17 protein-coding genes are annotated in these 22,057 nt (G+C 59.4%); 3 read left to right on the plus strand and 14 right to left on the minus strand.

Annotation, left to right across the window (positions count from 1 at the left end; translation table 11 throughout):
• Positions 1-110 precede the first annotated feature (110 nt).
• Positions 111-926 (plus strand): hypothetical protein, encoded by an 816-nt coding sequence (locus QMK58_RS03580; protein ID WP_320395876.1) that lies wholly within the window; start codon positions 111-113, stop codon positions 924-926.
• Positions 927-1,122: 196 nt separating this feature from the next.
• On the opposite strand, the gene QMK58_RS03585 is transcribed toward QMK58_RS03580, so the two are convergent.
• The 14 genes from QMK58_RS03585 to gcbA form a co-directional block, all read right to left on the minus strand.
• Complete coding sequence (locus QMK58_RS03585; protein WP_007991257.1) at positions 1,123-1,719, minus strand: MarC family protein; 597 nt, start codon at positions 1,717-1,719, stop codon at positions 1,123-1,125.
• Between the two features lie 64 nt (positions 1,720-1,783).
• Positions 1,784-4,561, minus strand: a complete 2,778-nt coding sequence (locus QMK58_RS03590; RefSeq protein ID WP_320395877.1) for a hybrid sensor histidine kinase/response regulator — start codon at positions 4,559-4,561, stop codon at positions 1,784-1,786.
• A gap of 99 nt (positions 4,562-4,660) precedes the next feature.
• Positions 4,661-5,956: a phosphoribosylamine--glycine ligase gene (gene purD, locus QMK58_RS03595; RefSeq protein ID WP_320395878.1), complete on the minus strand. Its 1,296-nt coding sequence runs from the start codon at positions 5,954-5,956 to the stop codon at positions 4,661-4,663.
• A gap of 150 nt (positions 5,957-6,106) precedes the next feature.
• Complete coding sequence (purH, locus tag QMK58_RS03600) at positions 6,107-7,714, minus strand: bifunctional phosphoribosylaminoimidazolecarboxamide formyltransferase/IMP cyclohydrolase (RefSeq protein WP_053153912.1); 1,608 nt, start codon at positions 7,712-7,714, stop codon at positions 6,107-6,109.
• A gap of 81 nt (positions 7,715-7,795) precedes the next feature.
• The gene (gene fis / locus QMK58_RS03605) at positions 7,796-8,116 is read right to left on the minus strand and encodes a DNA-binding transcriptional regulator Fis (protein WP_015093301.1); all 321 of its coding nucleotides are present in this window, start codon (positions 8,114-8,116) and stop codon (positions 7,796-7,798) included.
• Positions 8,113-9,123, minus strand: a complete 1,011-nt coding sequence (gene dusB, locus QMK58_RS03610; protein WP_053153915.1) for a tRNA dihydrouridine synthase DusB — start codon at positions 9,121-9,123, stop codon at positions 8,113-8,115. The genes fis and dusB overlap by 4 nt, the downstream gene beginning before the upstream one ends.
• Positions 9,124-9,308: 185 nt before the next feature.
• Positions 9,309-10,535, minus strand: coding sequence for a DUF3426 domain-containing protein (locus tag QMK58_RS03615; RefSeq protein WP_320395879.1), 1,227 nt, complete (start codon positions 10,533-10,535; stop codon positions 9,309-9,311).
• A 30-nt stretch (positions 10,536-10,565) separates the two neighbouring features.
• Positions 10,566-11,444, minus strand: coding sequence for a 50S ribosomal protein L11 methyltransferase (gene prmA, locus QMK58_RS03620; protein WP_053153920.1), 879 nt, complete (start codon positions 11,442-11,444; stop codon positions 10,566-10,568).
• 230 nt (positions 11,445-11,674) lie between these two features.
• The gene (accC, locus tag QMK58_RS03625) at positions 11,675-13,033 is read right to left on the minus strand and encodes an acetyl-CoA carboxylase biotin carboxylase subunit (protein WP_053153923.1); all 1,359 of its coding nucleotides are present in this window, start codon (positions 13,031-13,033) and stop codon (positions 11,675-11,677) included.
• 17 nt (positions 13,034-13,050) lie between these two features.
• Positions 13,051-13,515, minus strand: a complete 465-nt coding sequence (gene accB / locus QMK58_RS03630; RefSeq protein WP_053153926.1) for an acetyl-CoA carboxylase biotin carboxyl carrier protein — start codon at positions 13,513-13,515, stop codon at positions 13,051-13,053.
• 24 nt (positions 13,516-13,539) lie between these two features.
• Entirely contained in the window at positions 13,540-13,995 is a 456-nt protein-coding gene (gene aroQ / locus QMK58_RS03635) for a type II 3-dehydroquinate dehydratase (protein ID WP_053153929.1), read from the minus strand.
• A 132-nt stretch (positions 13,996-14,127) separates the two neighbouring features.
• Positions 14,128-15,873, minus strand: coding sequence for a protein-disulfide reductase DsbD (locus QMK58_RS03640; RefSeq protein ID WP_053153932.1), 1,746 nt, complete (start codon positions 15,871-15,873; stop codon positions 14,128-14,130).
• Positions 15,874-16,063: 190 nt separating this feature from the next.
• The gene (locus QMK58_RS03645) at positions 16,064-18,010 is read right to left on the minus strand and encodes a methyl-accepting chemotaxis protein (RefSeq protein WP_320395880.1); all 1,947 of its coding nucleotides are present in this window, start codon (positions 18,008-18,010) and stop codon (positions 16,064-16,066) included.
• A gap of 53 nt (positions 18,011-18,063) precedes the next feature.
• The gene (gcbA, locus tag QMK58_RS03650; protein ID WP_053153939.1) at positions 18,064-19,734 is read right to left on the minus strand and encodes a diguanylate cyclase GcbA; all 1,671 of its coding nucleotides are present in this window, start codon (positions 19,732-19,734) and stop codon (positions 18,064-18,066) included.
• A 472-nt stretch (positions 19,735-20,206) separates the two neighbouring features.
• On the opposite strand from gcbA, the gene QMK58_RS03655 reads away from it, so the two are divergent.
• Positions 20,207-21,274, plus strand: a complete 1,068-nt coding sequence (locus tag QMK58_RS03655) for a DUF2333 family protein (protein WP_053153944.1) — start codon at positions 20,207-20,209, stop codon at positions 21,272-21,274.
• 3 nt (positions 21,275-21,277) lie between these two features.
• Positions 21,278-21,847, plus strand: coding sequence for an NUDIX hydrolase (locus QMK58_RS03660; protein ID WP_053153946.1), 570 nt, complete (start codon positions 21,278-21,280; stop codon positions 21,845-21,847).
• Positions 21,848-22,057: the final 210 nt, after the last annotated feature.

Raw genomic sequence — 22,057 nt, forward strand, 5'->3', positions numbered from 1 at the left:
TGCAGCTTACACATGTTGTATTTAGTTGAAGTTGTTAGTTTGAATTTCCCGGGTTAAATTTCGACTGCTCTCGGATTGAGCATTTTTAATTAACTAAAGGGATGTTGGTCATGGAAGTTTTTGAAAGTTCTGTCAGTGTTGAACAAAGTATTGAGTTTATAAAGCAACGTACGCAAGCGCGCCAAACTACCTCGCCGGGCAAACGGTTCCGAAGGTCTGCAGCCACGGATCTAGACGCCATGCCGACCAAAAATCTGGACGCCCTGGTGCTGGGTAACAGCCTCGTCGGTTACGGTGACAAGATCACGGCCGAGAATATGGCCATTATTGAAAACCTGATCACCATGTCCAAGATGGAGGCCAGTTACGCGGTCCCCGGTGGCAAAGATCCGAAAGCCTGGTTCCGCGAATTTCACCAGTGTATGAAAGCGCTCGGGTGTTTTGTGCCAGATGAAGGCTACACAAAATACGGTTCAGCCTCTCTGAACCTCACGTTGGACAATATCATTGTTGATATTGTCCAGACGGCCGCTGATGCGGCGAAGGCTGCAATACCAGGGGCGTCGGTGCTCAGTGCGATTGCTGACTCGACATTGAGCGCGCTGAAGAAAGAGCCTGAGGCGCTAAACCTGTTGAATGTGGAATCTAAAAATATCGAAGGTGTTCGTTTATCTGCTATTCCCTGCGAGCAAATGGCCAACGGTATTATTTTGATCGCCGTTGCATCGGTTGATCATCGAGGAGGCGGTAACGATGGCGGTGTGTTGTTTGTCGACTGGAGAACTTCGACACTGGATATTTTTCAAGGCAGGTCATTTGTAACTTTCAATCCCGCTAAATACGCAGCTAACCAATCGCTAATTGAGGCGTATGTGGATGAGCATCGCAGGGAACTTTTGAAAAAGCGTTTCAGTCGGCGCAAGTAAGGTATACAGCCAGAGGCGATGCGTCTCTGGCCGTTCTGAGAAGGATCGATTTATGACGGACTCGGCCTATGTAGAGGCTGGCGGCTTTCTCTTGCCGCCTCTGTCGCTCCTTTCGCAAGCCCGAGTTGACACCTTGCTTTGGTGAGGGCGGCAGGCCAGGGGCCTCAAGACTGGCGAGCGCGATCGATGCGGCTTTTCAGGGCACCAGGTAACCCTTTACCCCGGTAAAGATGATCTGCGCTGCCAATGCACAGACAAACAACCCCATCAGCCGACTGACTATCTGCAATCCCTGGTCGCCGAGGATGCGTTCGATGCGGCCGGATAAAAACAGCACAACGCCAACCGTAAAACTGGCTAAAGCAATACTGACAATGGCCGTAAGCTTGTCGTCCCAGTGTGGCTGGCCTACGCCCATCACCAGCAAGGCACCGATGGTGCCAGGGCCAACCGTCAGCGGAATGGTCAGTGGGACGATCGTCACGTCCTGCTGCACGTTGTCGGTCTGCACTGCCGACTTGCCTTGCGCCATGCCCAGTGCGGAGATAAACAGCACGCTGCCGGCACCGATGCGGAACGCGTCCACGGTGATGCCGAAAACGCTGAAAATCACCCGCCCGAACAAGTACAGCAGCACGCTGGAGACCAGTGTGGCGAGGGCCACTTTCCAGGCCAGCCGACGCTGTTCCTTGCGCGAATAACCGCGGGTCAGGCTGATGAAGCAGGACAACACGAAGAACGGGCTGTAGAGCACCAGCATCTTCAGGTAAACACTGAACAACACATGGAGCATGGTGCAGGCTCACTGGCGGGGGAAGTCGAGGGGGAGTCTATCAGGCGTTGCAGGCTCTGTCGGCTCAGGACGTTTGGGCCGCCGCACGATTGTGCTGATCACGCTGGGCAACCCAGTGTTCGATCAATTCGCGCAGCTGCGAGAGCTCGACCGGTTTGGCCATGTGTCCATCCATGCCAGCCTGCCGCGCTCGTTCCTTGTGTTCCGCGAGAATGTGCGCAGTCAGCGCCACTACAGGTGTACGGGGCCGTTGATTACCCACCTCCCACGCGCGCAATTGCTGGGTGGCGGAGAAGCCGTCCAGGATTGGCATTTCACAGTCCATCAGCACCAGGTCGTAATGTTGGGTCTTCATCGCCTGCAAGGCTTCCTCGCCATTGCTGGCGGTGTCCGGTTGCAAGTTGAGCTTGCCCAGCATGCCTCGGATGACCTTGGTTGAAATGCTGTTGTCTTCGGCGACGAGAATACGGAAATCACTGGGAACCTTGACCGGCAGGGGGCCAGCGTTTTGCGGTTGCTGGGTGAGAACCAGGCCCTTGTTGCGCTGTGTCAATTCGTCGGCCAGGGTCGTTTTGAGCGTGTACCCGGCAACCGGTTTGGCGAGGATGCGTTTGATCCCGGAGTTGCGGGCAATGATCTTGCTGGGCGCATTGCTGATGCCGGTCAGCATGATCAACAGGATGTCGTGGTTCAGGCTTGGGTCTTCCTTGATCTTGGCGGCCAGTTGCATGCCAGTCATGCCGGGCATGTTCTGATCGAGCAGGACCACGTCGAAATAATCGCGCAGGTGTGCCTTGGTGCGTAGCAGCGCCAGCGCTTCCTTGCCGGACGGTGCAGCGCTGACGTTCAAGCCCCAGGCCGTGCACTGCTGCACCAACACCTTGCGACAGGTGTCGTTGTCATCTACCACCAGTACACGCGCACCCTGCAGCGGGCCGTCGAGGTCCGAGGTCGGATGCTCGAGACGATCCGGATCCAGTGGCAATGTCAGCCATAAAGTACTGCCCTGATTGGAGCCGCTCTTGATGCCGAACTCTCCTTGCATCAGGCGAATCAATTGGCGGGCGATCACCAGCCCCAGGTTACCACCCAGGTGAGTAGCGGAAAGAAAGTGTCTGCTATGCAGTTCGGCGTGCATCAGCGCATCGCGTTCCTCGGCATTCATGGGCTCGCCGCTGTCCTGTACGGCGATGCGCAGGCGCGGTTTGGTGGTGCGTTCGTCGAGTGCCACGACGATCAGGATTTCGCCCTCGTCGGTTTTCTTCAAGGCGTTTTCAAGCAGGCTCAGCAGGGTCTGGCGAAGTCGCGTCGGGTCACCGCTGATGACCCGCGGAACCTGTGGCTGAATAAAGCTGATCAGCTCGACGTTCTGCTGTTCGGCCTTGGCGCGAAAAATACTCAGGCAATCTTCGATCAACGCGTTGAGATCGAACTGCACATCATCGAGTTCAATCTGCCCTGACTCGAGCTTGGAAATGTCGAGAATTTCGTTGATCAGCGTCAGCAGTTCGTTGCCGGCACTGTGGATGGTCTGTACGTAGTCGCGCTGCTTGACCGAGAGCGGCGTACCCAGAAGCAACTCGGTCATGCCCAGCACGCCGTTCATCGGAGTGCGGATTTCATGGCTTATCTTCGCCAGGAATTCTGCCTTGGCATTGATCTCGGCATTGCTGGCCGCAAGATCGCGACTGATGCTGAAGCGATTCTCGGTGATGCTGCGCTGACGCTCGCTCAATGCGATGCTCATCAGCAAACCACTGATGCAGATGAATATCAGCAGGATGGTGATCAACCCGTGGGGTTCAATCAACGTCAGTCCCAGCAGCGCAGGGAGGATAATCAGCGTACCGAGGTTGAATACAATCATTGCCGCCACAAAAAACCGTGCCGGACGATAATTTTTTTGCCAGTGATAGGCGCTGACGAACAGCATGGTGAGCCCAGCCAGGGCCACCAGTGCGTAGGTGATGAAGTTCAGTGGCAAGGTGTTGACGAACAACAGCATCAGGCCGCAGGAGGTGATGAGTAGCACCTCGCCCATTATCAGCTTGTTCAGCGGATGCGGGCCAAGAGGGGCGAAGAACCGGTTTGTCAGCATCAGGCCGCAAGGTGCTGTCAGCAATAACGCCAGATAGGCGCCTGGCGCTTGCAGTGCGTACCAGTCTGGCAGCCATGGCCCGGCGAGGTTCAGCAGCAACAGCATGCTCAGCATCAGCAAGCCCTCGCACGCCGCTACCCAGAGACTGCTGCGAGAGCGGGTGTAGGTATAGCGCAGGAGGTTGTGCAGGATCAGCATTGTGATGCAACCGAACAGCAGTCCGTAAACCAGCGTCTGGCTTTGATTGGCGGCGGTCATGACGGCCGCTTGCAGGGTGATGTAGGGCCTCAATTGATGGCCAGAGGTGATTCGCAGGTAGACGTCGAGGGGGGTGTCGCTTTCTGGCAGAGGCAACATGAAGTCACTGCTTGGCAGTGGTCGTGCAGCCTGTGGCTGTTCGTTGCCCGTGCTGGAGTGCTCGATCAGCTTGTCGCCGTCCAGCACATACATATTGAGTTGGCGCAGGTCGGGGGCGAACACCCGCAGCAACTGCTCATGCTTGCCGGGGGAGAGCCTGAATCGCAGCCATAACGCGCCGTCGGGCTCGGCTGCCTTGAGGCGGTCGAGTTCGATAGGGCTGAATTGATTGGTGTAGCGGGCAGAACGGATGTCGCTCAGTTGCAGATCGCCCTGTTCGTCGAGCAATACCGCCCAGCCACTGCCTTGCTCGGCCTGGGCCGGTAGCATGCAGAGCAAGGTCAGCAGCGTGACGGTTAAACTTATGGCAATCCTGAGCCAGCGCACGGCGAAATCCCTTCTTAGGTTGATGCCAGAATATAACGATGCGCGGCGCCGGAATAGCCAGGCAAGGAGTCGGGTCCGTTGCCTGGCGCGGTGTTTACCTTATTCCTGATCTTCGCCACGCTCGCGGGCAATGGCACGGTAGCCAATGTCCTTACGATAGAAACAGCCTTCCCAATCAATACGGGCTGCCAGTTTGTACGCTTGCTGCTGGGCAGCGTCGACGCTCGCACCCATGGCGGTGGCGCAAAGTACCCGACCACCGGCCGTTACGACCTGACCATCCTTGAGCGCAGTACCGGCATGGAAGACCTTGCCTTCCATTGCTGCCGCCGCATCCAGGCCATTGATGGCTGCGCCTTTGGTGTAGTCACCAGGATAGCCGCCCGCAGCCAATACGATACCGACGCTCGGACGTGGATCCCATTGCGCTTCGACCTTGTCCAGTGCCTGCGCCAGTGCCGCTTCGACCAGCAGTACCAGGCTCGACTGCAAGCGCAGCATGACCGGTTGGGTTTCCGGGTCGCCAAAGCGGCAGTTGAACTCGATAACTTTCGGATTGCCAGCCTTGTCAATCATCAGTCCGGCATACAGGAAGCCAGTGTAGACGTTGCCTTCCTCGGCCATGCCACGCACGGTTGGCCAGATCACCAGGTCCATGACGCGCTTGTGCACCTCGGCGGTGACGACCGGAGCAGGGGAGTAGGCGCCCATGCCGCCAGTGTTAGGGCCCGTGTCGCCGTCGCCGACGCGTTTGTGGTCCTGGCTGGTGGCCATCGGAAGCACGTTCTTGCCGTCGACCATCACGATGAAGCTGGCTTCTTCGCCGTCGAGGAATTCTTCGATGACGACCCGCGAACCTGCGTCGCCAAAGGCATTGCCGGCGAGCATGTCACGCACGGCGTCTTCGGCTTCGGCCAGGGACATGGCGACGATCACGCCTTTACCGGCAGCCAGACCGTCGGCCTTGATCACGATTGGCGCACCTTTTTCACGCAGATAAGCCAGGGCCGGCTCGATCTCGGTGAAGTTCTGGTAGTCGGCGGTCGGGATCTTGTGGCGCGCCAGGAAATCTTTGGTGAAGGCTTTCGAGCCTTCCAGCTGTGCGGCGCCTGCGGTCGGACCGAAGCAATCCAGGCCACGGCTGCGGAACAGGTCCACAACACCGGCAACCAGCGGCACTTCGGGGCCGACGATGGTCAGGGAAACGTTCTTTTCGGCAAAGTCTGCCAGCTGCTCAAGCGCCAGCACGTCGATGGCGACGTTCTCGCATTTGGCTTCGATGGCGGTACCGGCGTTGCCCGGGGCTACGAACACTTTCTGCACGCGCGGATCCTGAGCCACTTTCCAGGCCAGTGCGTGTTCACGGCCACCGCTGCCAATGATCAAAACATTCATTTCAAAAACCTCGGATGACGCAAATCTGGGAACTGTAGGAGCGAGCTTGCTCGCGATGGTGGTTAACGATAACGCGGGGTGTCTGAAACACTGTGGCGTCTAGTCGTTCTTCGCGAGCAAGCTCGCTCCTACAGGGGGAATGCTGTGCTGTCAGTGACGGAAGTGGCGCATGCCGGTGAACACCATCGCGATACCGGCTTCGTCGGCAGCAGCAATCACTTCGGCATCACGCATCGAGCCGCCTGGCTGAATCACGGCAGTCACGCCCGCCTTGGCTGCATTGTCCAGACCGTCGCGGAACGGGAAGAAAGCGTCGGAAGCCATCACCGAACCGGCTACCTGCAGGCCAGCGTGCTCGGCCTTGATAGCAGCAATGCGCGCCGAGTTCACGCGGCTCATCTGGCCGGCGCCGACACCGATGGTCTGGCGATTCCTGGCGTAGACGATGGCGTTGGACTTCACGTACTTGGCGACTTTCCAGGCGAAGATCAGGTCATTGATTTCCTGCTCGCTCGGGGCGCGTTTGGTGACCACTTTCAAGTCATCGGCGCCGATCATGCCGATGTCGCGGCTCTGTACCAGCAGGCCGCCGTTCACGCGCTTGTAATCCCAGGCAGCGGCGCGATCAGCCGACCACTCGCCGCAGGCCAGCAGGCGCACGTTGGCTTTGGCCGCCACGATGGCGCGGGCTTCTTCGCTGACCGAAGGCGCGATGATCACTTCAACGAACTGACGCTCGACGATGGCCTTGGCGGTTTCGGCATCCAGTTCGCGGTTGAAGGCGATGATGCCGCCGAAGGCGGATTCGGTATCGGTGGCGTAGGCCAGTTCGTAGGCCTGACGGATGCCACCCTCAGCGTCCGGGCTGACGGCTACGCCGCACGGGTTGGCGTGCTTGACGATCACGCAGGCCGGCTTGACGAAGCTCTTCACGCATTCCAGTGCGGCATCGGTGTCGGCCACGTTGTTGTACGACAGTTCTTTGCCTTGCAGCTGGGTCGCAGTGGCGATGCCCACTTCGGCAGGCTTGGCTTCAACGTAGAACGCTGCGCTCTGGTGCGGGTTCTCGCCGTAGCGCATTTCCTGGGCCTTGATGAACTGGCTGTTGAAGGTGCGCGGGAATTCGCTGCGTCCTTCGGTGCTCAGTGTCTCGGCAGTCTGATTCACAGTGCCCATGTAGTTGGCGATCATGCCGTCGTAGGCCGCGGTGTGCTCGAACGCCTTGAGCATCAGGTCAAAGCGCTGAGCGTAGGTCAGGCCGCCGGCCTTGAGGCCTTCCAGGACGCTGGCGTAATCGCTGGCATTGACCACGATGGCCACGTCTTTATGGTTTTTTGCTGCGGAACGGACCATGGTCGGGCCGCCGATATCGATGTTTTCGATGGCGGTCGGCAGGTCGCAGCCTGGCTTGTTGATGGTGGCTTCGAACGGGTACAGGTTGACCGCTACCAGGTCGATCGGCTTGATGCCGTGCTCGTTCATGATGGCGTCGTCGATACCGCGACGACCGAGGATGCCGCCGTGGATTTTCGGGTGCAGGGTCTTCACCCGGCCGTCCATCATTTCGGCAAAGCCGGTGTAATCCGCGACTTCCACTGCGGCAACGCCGTTGTCCTGCAGCAGCTTGAACGTCCCGCCGGTGGAGAGGATCTCGACGCCCAGGGCTTCAAGCTCCTTGGCGAATTCGAGGATCCCGGTCTTGTCGGAAACACTGATCAAGGCGCGGCGGATCGGCAGGCGGGTAGTCTGGTCGGTCATCTCAATTTCCATCAAAAGCAAAGGAGTCAGCAAAAAAGGCGACCGGTTCTACGCGGGCGCCTTTCTGGTTTGATTGAATGCTTACAGCAAATCGTACTGCTTGAGTTTCTTGCGCAGCGTGCCACGGTTCAGTCCGAGCATCTCGCTGGCCTTGGTCTGGTTGCCCTTGACGTAGTTCATCACGCACTCGAGCAGGGGAGCCTCGACTTCGGAGAGCACCAGGTTGTACACATCCGTGACGGCAGCGCCCTCAAGGTGGGCGAAATAATTGTGCAGCGCCTTCTCGACACTCCCGCGAAGGGTCTGGCCTTCTTCGCTTGGCGTATTGAGGTGCTGTTTCAAATTTACGTTGTCGCTCACGGGTGTTGTTCCACTCACTAAAGTCTCGGTCATCATCGTCATGCGGCCACCCCTTCTCCGTCCCCTGTCAGGCTCTTGTAACGCTCGGCAAAAAACTCCCGAACGTTGGCGCATTGTGTTTCCGTACCATCCAAACGATTGAAGTGGGCGCGAAATTCCCTGGCGCCCGGCAAGGTTGCGAGATACCAGCCCACATGCTTTCGAGCGATACGGACACCCATGACATCGCCATAGAAAGCGTGCAGGGCAGCCAGATGCTCTAGCAGAATGCGTTCCACCTCGATCAGTTCCAGCGCCGGGAGCTTCTCGCCGGTACGCAGGAAATGATCGATCTCGCGAAAAATCCACGGCCGCCCCTGGGCAGCCCGGCCAATCAACAGGCCGTCGACACCGGTCGCGTCGAGCACGTACCGGGCCTTCTCAGGCGAATCGATATCGCCATTGGCGAAAACCGGGATCGACACGGCCTGCTTGATCGCAGCAATCGTGTCGTACTCGGCTTCACCGGTGTACAGGTCGGCTCGGGTGCGGCCATGCACTGCCAGCGCCGTAATGCCTGCCTGTTCGGCGATCTTCGCCACCGTCAGGCCGTTCTTGTTGTCCCGGTCCCAACCGGTCCGGATCTTCAGGGTTACCGGCACATCAACCGCAGCCACAACAGCCTGCAGGATCTCGGTGACCAGTGCTTCATCCTTCAGCAACGCGGAGCCGGCAGCCTTGTTGCAGACCTTCTTCGCCGGACAGCCCATGTTGATGTCAATAATCTGTGCGCCCAGTTCTACGTTGGCTCGGGCTGCATCCGCCAGCATCTGAGCATCACCACCGGCGATCTGTACCGAGCGTGGCTCGGGATCGCCTTCGTGGATCATGCGCATGCGCGATTTGCGGGTGTTCCACAAACTCATGTCGCTGGTAACCATTTCCGAGACTACGAGTCCCGCGCCCAAACGCTTGCACAGCTGACGAAAGGGTTGGTCAGTGACACCCGCCATCGGGGCGAGGATCAAGCTGTTTTGTAATGTGTATGGACCGATGCGTACCGCCGACATAGGACTTCCCTGTTGTGGGGCCGGATCATGAGAGTTCGAAAAAGGGTTGGCATGATACCCGCTCTCGATGACTGGATAAAGGCTGAATTGAACAAAATCTGAACAGTTATTCTGTTATTACCAGTGGTTTGGTCCGCAGGCTGAAAGTCAGAAAGCCGACGTCAATCCCTGAGCGGGGAAGCGATTCACTCTGGCGAGTGAAAGCTCAAGCTGTAGTTCACCGCTTTTGCGCCGGGATCGAGGATGTCCAGTGCGATGTGGATCGGCGTCTGCGGCGGCATCTCCACCTTGCCCTGGAGTTCGCCATTGAGATACTCGCCGGGTTTGAAGCGACGGCTGGCGATCAGGTGGCCGTTGAGGTCTGCAAAGCGCAGTTCCAGCAGCGGGAAGGGTTGGGAGAACGGGGCGCGGTTATAGATGATGGCATCGACCACAAGCGCGCCGTTGAACTCCGGATGGCTGCGCACGACCAGGTTGCTGCTTTTGATTTTTGCGATGTCTACCTTGGACGGCACGTCGCAACCGATTTGCGGACACAGTTGCTGGAACCATGGGCGGTATTGATCCTGTCGCGCGAGTTCGTCGAAGTGATAGGTGATGTACTGCCCGGCAAGCGCGCCGGCGGCGAGCAGGGTCAGCAACAGCCAGAGAAGGCGGCGACCCCAGGGAGAGCGGCGTTTTTGCCAGTCCAGTTGCAGCGGATCGTCGGTCAGGTCCTGGAGCACTTCGGAGCGCACGCCGGGTTCGTTGCGTTCGCGGCGCTGGCGCAGCGGTTCGACCGTTGGCAGTGCGTCGTCGATTTCGTGCTCGTCGGTTGCTGACAGGCGCTCATGGTTGAGTGGTTTGTCGAGCGGGTCGTGCAAGAGCAGTTGGGGCGGTTCGTCGTCCAGTTCAACCGGCTCCAGGGATAGCGAGGGTTCGGTGCGCGAAACGGTTTTTGATTCCGCCGGTTCAGGGGCTTCGAAACTATCGAGGGATTCCTCGGATCGAGCGCGATCGGCGGCCGATTCGCTGAACAGGCTGTCGGACCATGGCTCCTCGTCCTGCTCGGCGGAGTCGCGACGGGCGCTCAGCGATTCGTCACGATGTCGACCGAGTTCGGTGGCGGGCTGGATTTCCCGCTGTTCGAGTCGGGCAAGCTCTTCGTCAAGGTCCAGGCTATCCAGATCCAGTTCGGCCGCGCGCCATTGCTTTTGGCTAATGGCGCGGGGCTCGGGGAGGATCTCGGTAATAGCCGGTGGTGCTGCTGCCGGGGCTTGCTTGCCGGCTTGCTCAAGCAGCTGCTTGGCGGCATTGAACACCTGCAGGCACGAGCCGCAACGAACCACCCCCCGCGCCACGCTCAACTGGGCATGACTGACGCGAAAGCTGGTTTGGCAATGCGGGCACTGGGTGACGAAACTGTCGGTCATGCGGCGATCCGGAATATGCAGGCGCTCATTCTAGCGCCGACGGCCAGTGATGCGCACCCAGCCATCGCGATTGGCGATCGGGTCCAGATCGAAGTCTTTGGCGTACGCGGCAGCCACTTCATCGCCTTGCTCGGCGAGTATGCCGGAAAGCGCCAGACGCCCGCCCGATTTTACCAGGCGGGTCAGTTGTGGTGCCAGGGATACCAGAGGGCCGGCGAGAATGTTCGCGACCAGTACGTCCGCCGGAACCTGCGGCAGATCTTCCGGCAGGTACAGCGGGAACAGGTGCTCGGCAATGTTGTTGCGTCCGGCGTTGTCGCGCGAGGCTTCCAGCGCCTGCACGTCGATGTCGGTGCCCACGGCTTCCCTGGCACCCAGCAGCAGGGCGGCAATCGCCAGAATCCCCGAGCCGCAACCGAAGTCCAGCACGTTGCAGTCTTTCAGCTCCTGGCCATCGAGCCATTCAAGGCACAGCGCGGTGGTCGGGTGGGTGCCGGTGCCGAATGCGAGGCCCGGATCCAGCAGCAGATTGACCGCATCCGGCTCAGGCGCGGCGTGCCAGCTCGGCACGATCCACAGGCGCTGGCCAAAACGCATCGGCTGGAAACCGTCCATCCACGTGCGTTCCCAGTCCTGGTCTTCGATCACTTCGCTGTGATGTTCGGGTAGTGGGCCGCCGGTGAGCAATTCGAGATGAGCCAGTACGCTGGCGGCTTCGGTGCCACCTTCGAACAGGGCCAGCAGATGCGTGTGGGACCACAGCGGCGTGGTATTGAGTTCCGGTTCGAAGATCGGCTGATCTTCGGCGTCCATGAAGGTCACCGAGACGGCCCCGACCTCAAGGAAAGCGTCTTCGTAGGTTTCGGCTTGTTCTGGGCTGATGGCGAGACGTACTTGCAGCCAAGGCATGGCGGGCACCTTTGAAAAATATAGATTGCAGCCTAGCGGTCTGCGAGAAGCGCGCAAGTTTACGCGAGCGCGACGCAGATGACGACTATAGGGGTGAAGCAAAAAGATCGCAGCCTGCGGCAGCTCCTACAGGGGAACGCATTCCAGATGTAGGAGCTGCCGCAGGCTGCGATCTTCTGATCTTAAACAACAAAGCCGCCCGAAGGCGGCTTTGTTGATAGGGTCGAAGCTTAGTGCTTCTCGCCAGCCAGCTTGTGCTCGAGGTAGTGAATGTTCACACCCCCTTTGCAGAAGCCTTCGTCGCGGGTCAGGTCGCGGTGCAACGGGATGTTGGTCTTGATCCCGTCGACCACGATTTCGTCCAGCGCATTGCGCATGCGCGCCATGGCTTCGTCACGGGTTGCGCCGTAGGTGATCAGCTTGCCGATCAACGAATCGTAGTTCGGCGGAACGGCATATCCACTGTACAGGTGCGAATCGACGCGAACGCCGTTGCCGCCTGGTGCATGGAAGTGCTTGACCGTGCCCGGGCTCGGCATGAAGGTCTTCGGGTCTTCGGCGTTGATCCGGCATTCCAGCGCGTGACCGCGGATGACCACGTCATCCTGGGTGAACGACAGCTTGTTGCCGGCGGCGATGCTGAGCATCTCCTTGACGATGTCGATACCGGTGACCATTTCCGAAACCGGGTGCTCTACCTGGACACGAGTGTTCATCTCGATGAAGTAGAAACGACCGTTTTCGTAGAGGAACTCGAAAGTGCCGGCGCCACGGTAACCGATGTCGATGCACGCCTTGACGCAGCGGGCGAAGACTTCCTGGCGAGCCTGCTCGTCGATGCCCGGTGCCGGCGCTTCTTCGAGGACTTTCTGGTGGCGACGTTGCAGCGAGCAATCGCGGTCACCCAGATGGATGGCCTGGCCCTGGCCGTCGGAAAGAACCTGAACTTCCACGTGACGTGGGTTGGTCAGGAATTTTTCCAGATAGACCATCGGGTTGCCGAACGCCGCGCCTGCTTCGGAGCGGGTCAGTTGTGCCGAGGAAATCAGGTCTTCTTCCTTGTGCACAACGCGCATGCCGCGACCACCACCGCCGCCGGCGGCCTTGATGATCACCGGGTAACCGACTTCACGACCAATGCGCAGAGCGGTTTCTTCGTCCTCCGGCAGCGGGCCGTCAGAGCCCGGAACGGTCGGTACGCCAGCGGCGATCATCGCGTGCTTGGCCGAAACCTTGTCGCCCATCAGGCGAATGGTTTCGGCTTTTGGACCGATGAAAGCGAAGCCGGAGTTTTCGACCTGCTCGGCGAAGTCGGCGTTTTCCGCAAGGAAGCCGTAGCCAGGGTGAATGGCAGTGGCGCCCGTCACTTCGGCCGCGGCGATGATTGCCGGAATGTGCAGGTAGGAGTGGGCGGCCGATGCCGGACCGATGCAGACGGATTCGTCTGCCAGGCCCAGGTGCATCAGTTCCTTGTCAGCCTTGGAGTAAACGGCGACGGTCTTGATGCCCATCTCTTTGCAGGCGCGCAGGATCCGCAGGGCGATCTCACCGCGGTTGGCGATCAGAACTTTTTCCAACTTCGCAGTCATCAAAGGCTCTCCGCGGTTCAAACGATGGTGAACAGCGGTTGGTCGTACTCAACCGGCTGGCCGTCTTCAACGAGGATGGATTCGATCACACCGCTGGTTTCAGCTTCGATGTGGTTCATCATCTTCATGGCTTCAACGATACACAGGGTGTCGCCTTTCTTCACGGTCTGACCGACTTCAACGAAGGACGGCGAGGATGGCGAAGATTTGCGGTAGAACGTACCGACCATCGGCGAACGGGCAACGGTGCCGTTCAGTGCAGGGGCGGCCGGAGCAGCAGGGGCGGCAGCGGCAGCTGGAGCGGCGGCAGCGACAGGCGCGGCAGCCGGAGCTGGCATTGGAGCCGGCGCGTAGTACTGCTGAGCCGGGGTCTTGCTGTGACGGCTGATGCGTACGGACTCTTCGCCTTCCTTGATCTCGAGCTCGTCGATGCCGGACTCTTCCAGCAATTCGATCAGTTTCTTAACTTTACGGATATCCATGAATCATCAACTCCCAAGGGTCGGTCAGGGGCGGTTAACTTGTTGTTCAAGCTGTTCCAGGGCGGCCTCCAGGGCCAGTCGGTAACCGCTGGCGCCAAGGCCGCAGATCACTCCCACCGCTACATCGGAGAAGTAAGAGTGATGGCGGAAAGGTTCGCGTTTGTGCACGTTAGACAAATGCACTTCGATGAATGGGATGCTCACCGCCAGCAGCGCGTCACGTAATGCGACACTCGTATGCGTAAAAGCTGCTGGATTGATCAAAATGAAGTCCACACCTTCGCTGCGCGCAGCGTGGATGCGATCGATCAATTCGTACTCGGCATTGCTTTGCAGGTACAGCAAATGGTGGCCGGCTTCGCGGGCGCGGCGTTCCAGGTCCTGGTTGATCTGCGCCAGAGTCGTAGCGCCATAGGTGCCCGGTTCACGGGTGCCAAGCAAATTCAGGTTGGGTCCGTGCAGAACGAGTAGCGTCGCCATCGGCTGTTCCTTTGTTATCCGTGTGCAATTGTCAGAACCCGGCGACTATGCCGCAAAGCCTTTATGACTGTCCAGTTCTCTGCAATAGCCAGCACGATGCCCGATGTTTGCGCAAAATATATGACTGCTTGATTAATTCTGGTCATTAGCCTTCGCAACACGTTCGGCGAAGTTTTTTGCGTTGATCTCGCCGATCACCCGAACATCGGCGCGTTCCGCACCGTCCTTGCCGAAAAACATCAGCGCCGGAGGTCCGAACAGCTGATAGTGGTCGAGCAGGGCGCGTTGTTCGGCGTTGCTGGCGGTGATGTCGAAGCGGATCAGCCGGTAGCCCTTGAGGCGTTCGACGACGATCGGATCGTTTAGCACTTCATGTTCGATGACTTTGCAGCTGATGCACCAATCGGCGTACCAATCGAGCAACAGCGGCGTGTTGGAGGATCGTGCTTGGCTGAGTACCTGATCCAGATCCGCCGGAGTGCTGACGGTTTGCCAGGCACTGATGCTTTGCGCTTGGGCGGCACCTGCGGCGATGCGCGGCTGGCCAATTGGATTGAACGGGTCGGTCTGGCCACTGAACGCACCGTACCAGCAGGACAGCGCATAAAAGAGCAAAAACATCCCGAGCAACTGTCCCAGGCGTTTTCTCGGCGGTTTGTAGACGAACTCCAGCGCGCCCATGAATAACCCGACACCGCCGGCCAGCAAGCCGATCATCAGCAAGGTGACCTGGCCGGGCAAGACACGGCTGAGCAAGCCGATTGCCAGGCCCAGCAGCAACACGCCAATCGCATTTTTTACGTAGACCAGCCAGGGTCCGCTTTTCGGTAACCAGGCCGCGCCGCCTGTGGCCACCAGCAGCAGCGGGGCGCCCATGCCGAGGCCGAGCATGAACAGTTTGATTCCACCGCCCAAGGCATCACCACTGGCGCTGATGTACAACAATGCACCGGCCAGGGGCGCCGAAACGCAGGGCGAAACCAGCAGGCTGGACACTACGCCCAACACCGCGGCACCCCACAGGGAGCCGCCCTCGGTGCGGCCGGCGATGCGGTCCAGGCGACTGCTGATGGCTTGCGGCAACTTCAGTTCAAATACGCCGAACATCGCCAGGGCAAACACTGCAAAAAACATCGCGAACGGCACCAGCACCCAAGCGGATTGGAGGCGTGCCTGAAGATTCAACTGCGCGCCGAACATCCCCATCAAGGCGCCGAGCAGGGCGAAGCAGGCAGCCATAGGCAGCACGTACGCCAGCGAAAGATTGAACCCGCGCAAGCCGCCCACCTGACCGCGCAAGACAACGCCCGACAGAATCGGCAGCATCGGTAGCACGCAGGGCGTGAACGTCAGGCCCAGACCGGCGAGGAAGAACAGCGCCAGTTCTCGCCAGCTCCAGTTGTAGGGAGTCCCTGCGGCGCTACTGTCACTGATGCTCAGGCGCTCGGTTTCGGGCGGATAGCACAGGCCTTTGTCGGCGCAGCCCTGATACGTCACGACCAGGGTGAAAGCGCGTGAGTCAGTGCGCGGTAGCTCGACGTCGAGAATGCCGTGATAGACCTCTACATCGCCAAAATACTCATCGTGCTTTTTTTGCCCGTCGGGCAGGCGTGCCGTGCCGAGCAGGGCGTCGGCCGGATCGGCACGAAATTGAAATCGATGGCGATAGAGGTAGTAGCCCTCGGTGGCGACAAAACGCAGTTTGATCGATTGCGGCGTACTGTCGACCAGACTCAGCTGAAAGGCTTCGCGCACCGGCAAAAAGTCTGCGCTGTTGTTGATCGAGCCCAGAGTGGAACTGGGTCGGCTCTCCAGCAAACCGGTGGCGGTGACCGGCAAGGCGAAGACTAAAAGCAGCAGGTAGAGCAAACGGCGCATGACAATCTCGCGTATCGGAATTGGGGGGATGATAGCTGAGAGATTAGGGTCGCATCGAAACAGGAGCTGCCCAAGGCTTCGATCTTTTGATTTTGCCTCTCAACTGCAAGGTCAAAAGATCGCAGCCTTCGGCAGCTCCTACAGTTCACAAAACACATGCAGGAGCGAGCCTGCTTGCGAAGGCGGTCTGTCAGACGCGAAAAGCCTGAACGGCAGTATGCAGGCGCCCACCCAGTACCAGCAGGTTCTCTCCCTGCTCACGCCCTTCGCCAATGCGCAGCAAGTTATCCCCACCCAGCTGGTGAATTCGCTCGCTGTGATCGCGTATCTCGCTGACAGCGCCGCTTTGCTGGGCGGTGATATCGGCGATGCGTACCGCCGTGTCGGAAATGGTCTGGATCGCCGCGACGATTTTATCCAGCGCGCCATCGGCTGCTTGAGCCTGGCTGGCGGTGGCTTCAGCGTGTTCGACCTGGGCGCGCATGCCCACTACCGACTGCCGCGCGGCGGTTTGCAGGCCGGCGATCAAGGTCTGGATCTCGGCTGTGGCCCCGGCAGTGCGTTGCGCCAGTGACCGAACCTCTTCCGCGACCACGGCAAACCCTCGGCCCATTTCTCCGGCGCGAGCCGCTTCAATGGCGGCGTTGAGCGCCAGCAGGTTGGTCTGCTCGGCAATCGAGCGAATGACCGTCAATACGCCGCCGATCGTGGCGGACTCCTCGGCCAGGTGCTCAATCATTTGCGCATTGCCTTGCACTTCGCCCACCAACGCATGCAGGCCAGTAAGACTCAAGCCAATGACTTTCTGCCCATGCTCGACCGCCAGCCCCGCGTGACGGCTGGCGTCGGCGGCCTGGCTGGCGTCGCCGGCCACTTGTTGAATGGTGGCCTCCAGTTCGCTGAGTGAATCACGAATCAGCGCCGTATCACCGGCCTGATGTTCCGCCCCGTCATGCAGGTCATTGCTGAGGTCGGCCAGCGTCCGGCTGCTGCCGGCCACCAGCTCGGCATTGCGGCGAATCGTTCCCACCAGGTCCACCAGATAGGCACGCAGGCGATTGAGAGACGCTTCAATGTCATGCAATTCGCGGTTGCTGTTGCCCAGTTGGATATCCCGGCTGAAGTCGCCTTCAGCCCAGGTCGACAGAGCCGGAGCAAGGTTGGTGAGGGTCCGGGCGAGCTTGCGTTGCAACGTGTCGATCAGCAGGGCGATCAGCAAGATCAGACCGATCATTATCCCTTGCATGAGTCGCACTTCACTCTGGATCTGCCCGTGCTGGGCACGCACCACGGGCTCCAGTCCGGCGATGGCCTGCTGCACGTAGGAGATTTTCAGGTGCGTCGCCGTACTGAGGTCGGCGCGTTTGCGGATTTGATCGCGGGTGCGCGCGAGTTCGGCCGGGTAACGGCTGAGCAGACTGTTGAGTTCGCGTTTGAGCCCAACGCCGGCATCTTCGGCTGCGGCCTTTTCAGTGTTCTCCAGACCCATCATCGAAGCGAAATCATCGGTGCTCGATTCGCTGCTGGCGGTCACGCCGAGCAACGGCAGGGCGTCGAGTTTTTCCGCTTGGGCGCGAATGTTGGCGACTTCTCGTTCGACATCGGCGGCCAATTCGCTGCGACCGCTGCTGACCAGCTTGTCCCGGGCAAGCGACAGTTTGGCCAGATGTTGCGAGGCGATGAGCAGTGGCGCCAGATAGGCCGCGTTGCCGCTGGCGTACTGGTTGAGTTGATCAAGGCTGGCGCCGAGTTCCCGTTCGGCTTGCAGTAATAGCGCCTGCGGATCGCCGGCGAGTTTGCCGGCCGCCAGCAGCTCGGTTTTGCTGAACTCACTCAAGTTTGAGAGGCTGGGGCGCAAGGTCTGCTCCAGTGCCGGCGGTAATTCGCCGAGCTCCTTTTGCAGGCGGTCGATGGCCTGGCTGGCACTGCTCAGGCGTAGGGCATCGCCGCTTGCGAGATAGTCTTCAACGCTGCGCACCACTTCATTTTGAAATGACCGGGAAAGGCCCAGGTAGCGCTCCATCAACAAATACGGGCGCTCAAGGGCTTTTTGCGACCACCACAGCGTGATGCCGAGGGCCACGCAGACGGCCACCAACAGGAGGGTATTGAGATTGGTCAGCAGCTTCAGGCGCATTTCGGGACTACCAACGGCAAAAACGGTAAGCGCCTGAAGTTATTGCGTTTCTATTACAGAGTTATGACCGTATCGGTCGAATCCGATAAAAAAGTGGCACTTTGCTTTGACGCCGGAGCAGCCTGTACGCGGTTGCGTCCGGCATTTTTGGCGTGGTAGAGCGCCTCGTCCGCCTGACTGGCCATCGTCAGACTGTCGGAGTTTTCGCACATCTGGACCACCCCGGCACTGAATGTGCACCAGAGGTCCTGGGGTTGCGCCGGGTAATGAATTTCGGCAAAACGCTGGCGGATTTCGTTGAGCACGTTGTGGGCCGCCTCGATGTCGGTGTCCGGCATCACAATCGCGAACTCCTCACCACCGTATCGGCCGATGAAGTCGGTTTTGCGCAGGCGCTGCTTGAGAAACAGCGCCAGGCTCTTGATCACGCGGTCCCCCATGGGATGACCGTGGCTGTCATTGACCCGTTTGAAGTGGTCGATATCGAGCATGGCAAAGCTCAGCGGCTTTTGCTCGCGACGAGCTCGAAACGAGCAGTCTTCAAGCAATTGCAGAATGTGGGTGTGGTTGTACAGGCCGGTGAGGCTGTCGCGGACCATCCGCGCCTTGAGATTGCGCGCCCGGGCCGCACGGTTGCGCACGGTGGTGATCAGGTGCCGCGGCTTGATCGGTTTGGTCAGGAAGTCATCGCCGCCCTCGCTCATTGCGTCAAGCTGCTTGTCCAGATCGTCTTCGGCGGACAGGTAAATGATCGGTACGCTGACATAGCGGTCGTTGTGGCGGATTACCTTGGCCAGTTCCGTGCCAGTGCAGGCCGGCATGTACATGTCGAGGATAATCAGATCGGGTTGAAAGTCCGCCAGTTCGGCCATGGCCTGGATCGGTTCGATCAAGGTCCGGGTGACGATCCCGGCGCTGTTGAGCAGACGTTCGGTGTGCAAAGCCTGGGCGCGGGAGTCGTCGATGATCAGCACTTTGTAAGGTTCGTACTGGGCAACGCAGGTCAGGACTTCGATTTTCTCCAGCAGGCTCGACGCTTCGAGGGTGCCGGTGAGGAATTCCTGACCACCGGCACGCACGGCGGCGAGGCGGGTCGGCGTATCGGTTTCGTGCAGGCTGAAGAACAGTAGCGGCAGTTGATGATCCAGGCCTTCCTGGGCTTCTGCGGCCAGTTTCAGGCCAACGCCGGGACCACTGAAGTCAACGTCCATGACAATCGCCGCTGGCAGCCGCTCGACCATAGAGGAGCGAAACGCGGCTACGCTTTCCAGGGATTGGGCGCTGAGCCCGAAAAACTCCAGTTGCTTGGCCAGGCGCTCGGCACGGTCGTGATCCTGCAACATCACGTAGATCGGCTTGCGCAGCGGTGGCAGGAAGGTCTGATCGAGCTGATCGCCATGGCGCAGACCGGTACGCGACAGGCGCTGCATCAAGCGATTGAGATCAGTGATCAGGCCGCTGCTCAGGCGCCCGCGATTGGCGTCAACGGCCTCCAGCGATTTGCCGATATGGCGTGCCAGCTGCGAGTGTTCCGGTTGTTCGAAACGCTCGGCAAATCGCAACAGCCGCAAGTTGGCCTCGCTCAACTCCGAAAGGTCGGCAGTGGACCACTCGCTGCGTTGCAGGCGTTGCCATATCTCAAGGATCTGACGTGCCTGATGAATTACCCGCTGGGCAAAGTGGTGCTTGAGGCGCTCGCGGCTGGGCTCTTCTGGCTCGGTCATATCCTGACTACTGGTTAGGGTGCAAGCTGAGGTCGAGTGGTGGCTCTATGCTAGCACCACTTTCCGGCTACATGAGAGCGGTACATCAATAATCTGCAAGGGCACCTCATTCAGTTCGTGACCAGACAGTCATTTTTTTGCTCCGCAAGTCTGGCCGGAGCGGCCGTGAGCGTTGTCTGTGGGCCTTTGTCGCCGGTCCGACCAATTCCAGTGCAGGTGCGATGATTCGTGTATTTGATCTCTTTGACCGGGTCGTTTTTGTGCGGCAAAAGGATCAGGGATTCCCCTAGGGGCGTCATCCAGACCAATAGGCGTATTTCGGTGGTGCATGGGTGTTTTTTTCGGGTCGCAGGTTTTTGGTCCTGCGTGCGGCAATTTCTGCGATCAATGCAATGCGTGCGTGCCGGGCGAAGGCACGTTGTTGTATGGTTGTGGTCGAACCGTGAACTCAAGTGATTGAAAGGATATCGCCATGCTGGACTGGAAGAACCGCGCAGGCAGTGCGCCTGAACGTGCCGCTGAGCCCAAGTCGGCCACCCGCACTTATTTGGGCGGTCTGTTGTTCAGCCGTGCGCTGGCCACTCTGATCGGACTCTACTTGCTGGTGGCGAGTGTTCTGGGATGGTACTGGAGCCAGGAGCCCGCGCTGTTCCCTGTTCAGCAAACGGCCCAGCAAGCCGCTGAAAAAGAAGGCAAGCAGATGGTCGTCGGCTACACCACGGTCGAAACGCTCAAGACCGTCGCGGGCACTTTGCTGACCAAGCCGGGCGGTTACATTTCCAACGACCGTTTCCCGCCAGGCCTGTGGATGGACAACATGCCGAGCTGGGAATACGGCGTGCTGGTGCAGGTCCGTGACCTGAGCCGTGCGTTGCGCAAAGACTTCGCCCGTTCGCAGTCTCAGTCCGCCGAGGACGCCGACCTGGCCAAGGCCGAGCCGCGTTTCAACTTCGACAATAAAAGCTGGGTGCTGCCATCCAGTGAGTCCGAATACCAGGAAGGGATCAACTCCCTGAGCCGTTATCAGGCGCGCCTGTCCGACCCGAACCAGAAAAGCGCGCTGTTCTACGCCCGCGCCGACAACCTCAACAACTGGCTGGGTGATGTCGGGACCCGACTGGGTTCGCTGTCGCAACGGCTGTCGGCCAGCGTTGGTCGGGTCAAGCTCAACACTGCTTTGAAAACCGAAGTCGTGGCGCCGGGTGAAGTGCCGCAGGTCGACGAAGAAATCGTCGAGACGCCGTGGATGCAGATCGACAACGTGTTCTACGAAGCCCGGGGTCAGGCGTGGGCTTTGTCTCACCTGCTGCGCGCCATCGAAGTCGACTTCGCCGATGTACTGGCCAAGAAGAACGCCACTGTCAGCGTGCGCCAGATCATTCGTGAACTGGAAGCGTCGCAGGAGCCGGTGTGGAGTCCGATGATTCTCAACGGGAGCGGCTTCGGCGTGCTGGCCAACCACTCGCTGGTCATGGCCAACTACATTTCCCGGGCCAATGCGGCGGTGATCGATTTGCGTCAACTGCTCAATCAGGGCTGAGTCATGGTCGATAGCTCTATCGATAACCTGCGAGAGGCCGCGCACCGTGCGGCCTCGGATGCCGAGCAAATTGCCTGGGTCGACGAGCAGGACAACCTGCTCGGCGCCCTGGTCCGTTCCGATTTGCGCGAGCGCGGGCTGATCGGGCGCGGCACCTACATTATGTTGTTCAACTCTGCCGGTGAACTGTGTGTGCATCGGCGCACGCTGAGCAAGGCGATTTACCCCGGTTATTGGGACGTGGCGGCGGGTGGAATGGTGCTGGCCAGTGAAACCTACGCCGAATCGGCGGCCAGGGAGCTTGAAGAAGAGTTGGGCGTCAGTGGCGTAGAGCTGATCGCCCATGACCACTTTTTCTTTGAAGACACCGGCAATCGTCTCTGGTGCTCGGCCTTTTCGGCGGTCTGGGACGGGCCGTTGATACTGCAGCCGGAAGAGGTGCTCGAAGCGCGCTTTATTCCCGTCGATCAGGTCATGCTGGAAATCGAGCAGAAGCCTTATTGCCCGGACTCTTTGGCTGCGTTGAAGCGCTATCTGAAGGCTCAACAAAGCAACGTCGCAAAACCGCTATAAATTGGCGCCGATTGGCTCTTAGCAATCGGCGTTTTTGCCGTTACACTGCGCGACCTTTTCAAGCTGAACCGGTATTGCTTGTTGTTGCTGTAGGAGCAAGCTCGCTCCTACAGTGAAATGAATGTCGTACCGTTTCAGTAGCGCTGCCCCTGCCTGAGTGGGGCTTCGCGGTCGATAGCCCTGCCCAGGTGCTGCGACCAGTCTTTGTCC

It is taken from the genome of Pseudomonas sp. P8_241, from assembly GCF_034008315.1.
Lineage (GTDB): Bacteria > Pseudomonadota > Gammaproteobacteria > Pseudomonadales > Pseudomonadaceae > Aquipseudomonas.